This window comes from Mesorhizobium sp. LCM 4576 (genome assembly GCF_001854815.1).
GTDB lineage: Bacteria > Pseudomonadota > Alphaproteobacteria > Rhizobiales > Rhizobiaceae > Mesorhizobium > Mesorhizobium plurifarium.
The window spans coordinates 1-5208 of sequence record NZ_MDDT01000050.1; the positions used below are offsets into that span (position 1 = coordinate 1).

A 5208-nucleotide genomic window follows, 5' to 3' on the forward strand; every position below is an offset into this window, starting at 1 on the left:
CAGCCGCAACCAGCCTCTCGGCAAGTCTTGTCCGGCGAGCGATTATCTCTGATCCATCATAGGAAAGGTGACCGCTGTCCCGGTAAAGAAATTTGCCATCGATCTCCGTCTTGCATGCTGTGCCGTCGCACAGAAAGTCGTGATAAGAAATGACCTCTACGCCAGCCTTCAAGGCCACTTGATTCAAGAGCTCAAGAGTGCTGGACTGACTTCTGCGGTATTGTGCGACGTATATTTTACAGTCGCTGTAACGCCCGACAATAACAATTCCACGTGCCTTCCTCTCAAGACAATCACCGATGTCGATGTTCCCAACCGGTGGAGGAGCAAGAACGACCACTCGCTTGCCCAGGGCGCGAACGGCTTCGACGAGAGCCTTGATGCCATCAACGGCCTCTTCAATGGAAAGATTGACCTCGGTGAAAGTACCTTTGGTCCTCTTAAGCAGCATGAATTGATCCGGCGCCGCGACGCCAAACGGGCTTGAAATGACAACGGTCTTTATTTCGGGCCGAGCTTTCAAGATACGCAAAACGCTGTCATTGAAGCGAATACAGCTCTCGCCGAAGGCGCGGGAATAGGGCGACGCTGTCGACGGCTTTGAGAAACCGGCTATTCCGACAGCAGGCAGGCACGCGCTCATCGTGAGCTGAGCCAGTCCCGTTTCTCCGATTGTCYTGGCCAAGCCGGGAACCACCGCCATGGCAAATGAATCACCCCAGACCAGCAACTCGGGCTTGTCGGTCGTTTCGCAGTTGCGAGGGATTTCCTGAGGAGGCGATCCGGGCCTGAAATCACACGCCGGTCCCAAACCCTCGTTGATCCGTCGGATATAGGCAAAGTCAATGTTGCTTTGGGTCGCCGCAATGGCAAGCGAGGGCGACAAGCCGAGCAGAACCGATACAGCGAGGAGACCCGAAGACAGCCGTAAACGGGACGTCGCATAGCCGCGCCGGAACGGCTCCTCCACGAAACGGTGAAGAACCCAGCTCGCGACAAATGAGAAAGCAACTGCCGCATAGATCGCAAGGGCAGGTGTATCTGCGAGCCAAGCGGCCCGGACAAAGCCGAGCACCGGCCAATGGATCAGATAGAGCGAGTACGAGACGTCTCCTATCCTCGCCATGCCTCGAACCGCCACATTATCTTTACTGGGTGCAAGCAGGAGGACCAGCGTTGCGAGACAAACCACAGCCGCACCCGCGGCCGGATGAGGGGAACCAATGGGGACAACGGCAATAAAGAGAAGCAATGTGAGCGCCGGTAGGCGCAGCTTCGAAAGCTTGGCAGCCACGTTGGGGCTGATGGGAAGCAAGGCACCGAATGAACCCAGGGCCATTTCCCAAAATCGGGCCGGCAAAAGAAAAAATGCGGCGGATGGATCGCGGGAGGCTAAATAAAGACATAGCGAGAAGCTGGCAACGAGGAGCACGCCTACACCGGTCAGCCACCATCTCCTCGGAGCCAAGGCCAAGAAGGCAGGGAGGAGCAAATAAAACTGCTCCTCGATAGCCAGCGACCAGAAATGCAGGAGGGGCTTCGTTTCGGCCGCGCTACCGAAGTAGTCGGACTGAAACCAGAGAACGATATTGGCAGTGAATGTGAGGGCCCCGAGAACCTGGTTTTGGAACCCTTTCAGCTCCACCTCCGACAGGAAGAAAGGCGCAGCGATCGTCGTGACCGCGATGACGAAATAGGCCGCCGGCAACAGGCGTTTGGCACGCCGGTAGTAGAAATCCCAAAAACTGAACCGTGATTGCTCAACATGCGTCCTGACGAGGCCCGTGATCAGGAACCCCGAAATGACGAAAAAAACGTCAACGCCAAGATAACCTGCGGCACCCGGCCCAAGACGGGCGTGATAAAGAACAACCAGAAGAACGGCCAAGCCTCGCAAGGCCTGAATATCGGTTCGCAAATATCGCGGCATGGACTACCTGATATAGAGGTGACTTTTGCTAAAATGAGAGTGCCACGGCAGTGACGAAGACAACCGTGATTTCATCCTATCGGTTGATTCCCTCGCGTCACCGAATTCCGAAGTCTGGACGTCACTTCAATGCCAACGAGCGCCATTTGCATACGTGTGCTCGACGTGCTTTGAAACCAGTCAGATCGAGATTTGCCCCAATTCAGAAAATTCGAAAAATCAATTGTTTCGATGGAAATCATCCACACCGTGGATCGAGGGGTAGCTGCATCACGATTGAAGGGCAACTTTTTCTCTCACCATGGCAGAAGTGATTGCCTTGGCTGTTGCACATTCAATCATCTATTGTTGTATGCAGTCGACCACCCACCCGCCGAATCGCGGATTGGGGATCGTCTTTCTGATTTCCAGACAATCATTATCGTCGTGGGCTTTGTGGGTCAGCTCCTCACATCAGCCTGATAATGGCGTGTGGTAGCGCAGTTATGCGRCTCTCCAGTTTCATCCAGAGGCCACGTCGAGACCCGTACGAGAAGAACACGGGAGCTGAGTCTGATGAACGTTTTCCGGTGATGAGACATGGTGGAATTTGTTATGCTCTGTCGTGAGCGAACCGCTCAAAGAAAGCGAATCTCGCCTCAAATGTTTTCCGGCAGATAAATCTCAAACGGCAAGAACGTCTGCCATGGCGTCTCTGCAGTGCCTGTCTCGATTGCCCTGGCCATCAGCGTCACCAACTCCTGGCAAAGCAGGCGCAGGGGCGTGGCAACCGCCATCGTAATGATGTCGTCCGCGAGTGCTGCTCGCGACTCTGGCGTGATCTCGTTGACGATCGCCAGGAGATCCCGACCATCGCCCTCTTCCCGGAGTGCAGCGATGGCGCCCTCCGTGCCGCCGCCGGCGACATACAAGCCGACAAGTTCGGATTCGCTTTGTATGATATCGCGAGTGGCCTCGTACGTGGTTTGCCGCGTATCGACGTTCAAGCGCRTGTMCAGCACCTCGAACATCGGCGCTTTCTCACGAAAGTATGACCGAAAGCCGGCTTCTCGCAATTCGGGACCCTGAAAACGATGGCTGACGACCAAGACCGCCACCTTGCCCGGCCTTTTTGCAACCTTGGAAAACATCCAGGCGGCAGTCCGTCCAACCTTGCGGTTGTTGAGGCCCAGATAGCCCTCGCGCACGCCGGCGGCAAAATCGGAAAGCAGCGAAAAAACCGGGGTTCCGTTCGATTTGAGTTCTTCGACAGCTGCCGTGACGGTTGGATGATCCGGTGCCATCATCGCGATCGCGTGGCAGCGTTCACCCATGTCCTCGAGCAGCTCGACCAGGTCGCCAGGCCTATGCGACGGCGCGAATTCAACGACTGGAACGCCCCGGAAGGACTGTGCCGCGCTGACAGCAGCTTTGATCTCTCGCGCGAAATCCTGATAGAAATGCTCGGCCGGCATTCTGAGAATAAAGCCTAATCGGTACTCCGGCAAAATCCGCTGCGCGCGCTGCTGCATCAGACCAGCTGCGTTGTAGCCGATGGCGCGGGCCACCTCGCAGACCCGTCGTGCGGTCTGTTCCCTCACCAGTCGACGGCCGTTCAAAACCCGATCGACGGTCGCTACGCTAACCCCGGCTTCGCGGGCGAGATCTGCAATTGTGGGGCGCTTGGTCATGATTCGAGTCTAACAGGAAGTCATGGGGAACATAGAGGACGGGTCACGGAATTTGACAGAATATGTCAGTCTGCGTTGATGCCGGCGATGTCGCAGTAGACTCCTTCTTGGCCGGATTCGGCGATTATGCTCGTTGGCAGTTCGACGCAACTGCTGATCACGCATCGACCGAAAGAACAGATATGCAGCACGAGGTCTTTCAGGTCTCGGAGCCAAAAGGGATTGATCCCCCAAACTGCCCGATCATCAGGCGCCCCCGTCTCACGAGACGATCCGTCAAAGCGCGCCCCTGACGTATCCGCACCGGCAAGTGTTTTGTTGGGCGCAAGCAGCTTAACTTTCCCGGCGCCCACATACCATAGCAGCCTTTCGGCGACGGGCGAGTTCAAGAAGATTTCGAACAATCGCGGCTGCTTCGATACACGCCCGGAATTATTCCATAGCGTTTCAGCTTGTCGTAGAAGGTTTTGCGGGGCACCTGCAGAAACTCGGTCGTCCTCCTCACGTCGCCATCGCATTCCCGCAATGCGTTRCGGATAACGGCCGCCTCATAAAGACTAACCTTTTCGGAAAGAGAGAGACTTAATTCATCGCCTCTTTTTCCAGGGAGCGAATTCCGCGCCCCTTCAAGTCCCAATGCAACCCGATCCGCGAAATGCGCGAGTTCGCGGACATTGCCGGGCCAATCATGGCCCATCAGATGATTACGCGCGGCCGCGGTTATCTCCCACTCTGGCTTGCCGAAGCGTTTGCACGCTCGTTCCAGGAAATGCGCAAAGAGGATCGGGATGTCCTCACGCCGCTCGCGAAGAGGCGGAATATTGACCGTCACGACGTTCAGACGGAAATATAGATCTTCCCTGAAGTCACCGCGGGCGGCCGGATCGCTCAGATCAACCTTTGTCGCAGCTACGACACGAACATTGATGCTGCGGGTTTCGTTGGTTCCGAGTGGCGTGACCTGGCGGGTTTCGAGTACCCTTAGCAGTTTTATCTGGAGTGCAGGCGACATCGACTCAATTTCGTCGAGGAATAGCGTGCCGCCATTCGCGTATTCGAGGCGACCGATCCTGCGCCTGTGCGCACCGGTAAAAGCGCCTGCTTCGTGGCCGAAAAGTTCGCTTTCGATGACACTTTCGGGCAGCGCCCCACAGTTCAAAGCCACGAATGGCTTGGTGCTTCGTCTGCTCCAGCGGTGAAGCAAATCCGCGACCACCTCCTTACCCGTGCCGGTTTCACCCTCCACAAGGACGTCAACATCCGTATCGGCGATCTGTCGAATCGTTTCTCGCAGCCATGTCATACTCGGCGCGTTCCCTAGGAGAGGCATATCGCCCGCGGATCGGACGACCGCATCCCTGAGGCGCCTGTTTTCCAGGACCAGGTGCCGGTTTTCGGAAGCGCGATTCAGCGTCACCAAAAGCCGTTCGGTGTCATATGGCTTGGAGATGAAATCGTAAGCGCCGTCCTTGATGGCGGCAACGGCGAGTTCGACGTCRCCGTGCCCAGTGATGAGGACAAAAGGGATGTCCGGATCGATTGCTTTCACCCGGTCAAAGAGCTGAAGCCCGTTCATTCTGGGCATGCGGATGTCGCTGACGACGGGAC

The 5208-nt window shown here is 56.4% G+C and carries 4 protein-coding genes; all 4 read right to left on the reverse strand.

Annotation, left to right across the window (positions count from 1 at the left end):
* Nucleotides 1–1888 (reverse strand): acyltransferase family protein (locus LCM4576_RS25005; RefSeq protein WP_274534983.1); only part of this gene is annotated, 1888 nt, incomplete at its 3' end.
* A 680-nt stretch (nt 1889–2568) separates the two neighbouring features.
* The gene (locus tag LCM4576_RS25010; protein WP_071035205.1) at nt 2569–3600 is read right to left on the reverse strand and encodes a LacI family DNA-binding transcriptional regulator; all 1032 of its coding nucleotides are present in this window, start codon (nt 3598–3600) and stop codon (nt 2569–2571) included.
* Nucleotides 3601–3665: 65 nt separating this feature from the next.
* Entirely contained in the window at nt 3666–4004 is a 339-nt protein-coding gene (locus tag LCM4576_RS36380; protein ID WP_131803302.1) for a hypothetical protein, read from the reverse strand.
* Nucleotides 3986–5208, reverse strand: a 1223-nt coding sequence (locus LCM4576_RS25015; RefSeq protein WP_071035207.1) for a sigma-54 dependent transcriptional regulator, incomplete at its 5' end; no start/stop codon positions are given. The genes LCM4576_RS36380 and LCM4576_RS25015, both read right to left, overlap by 19 nt.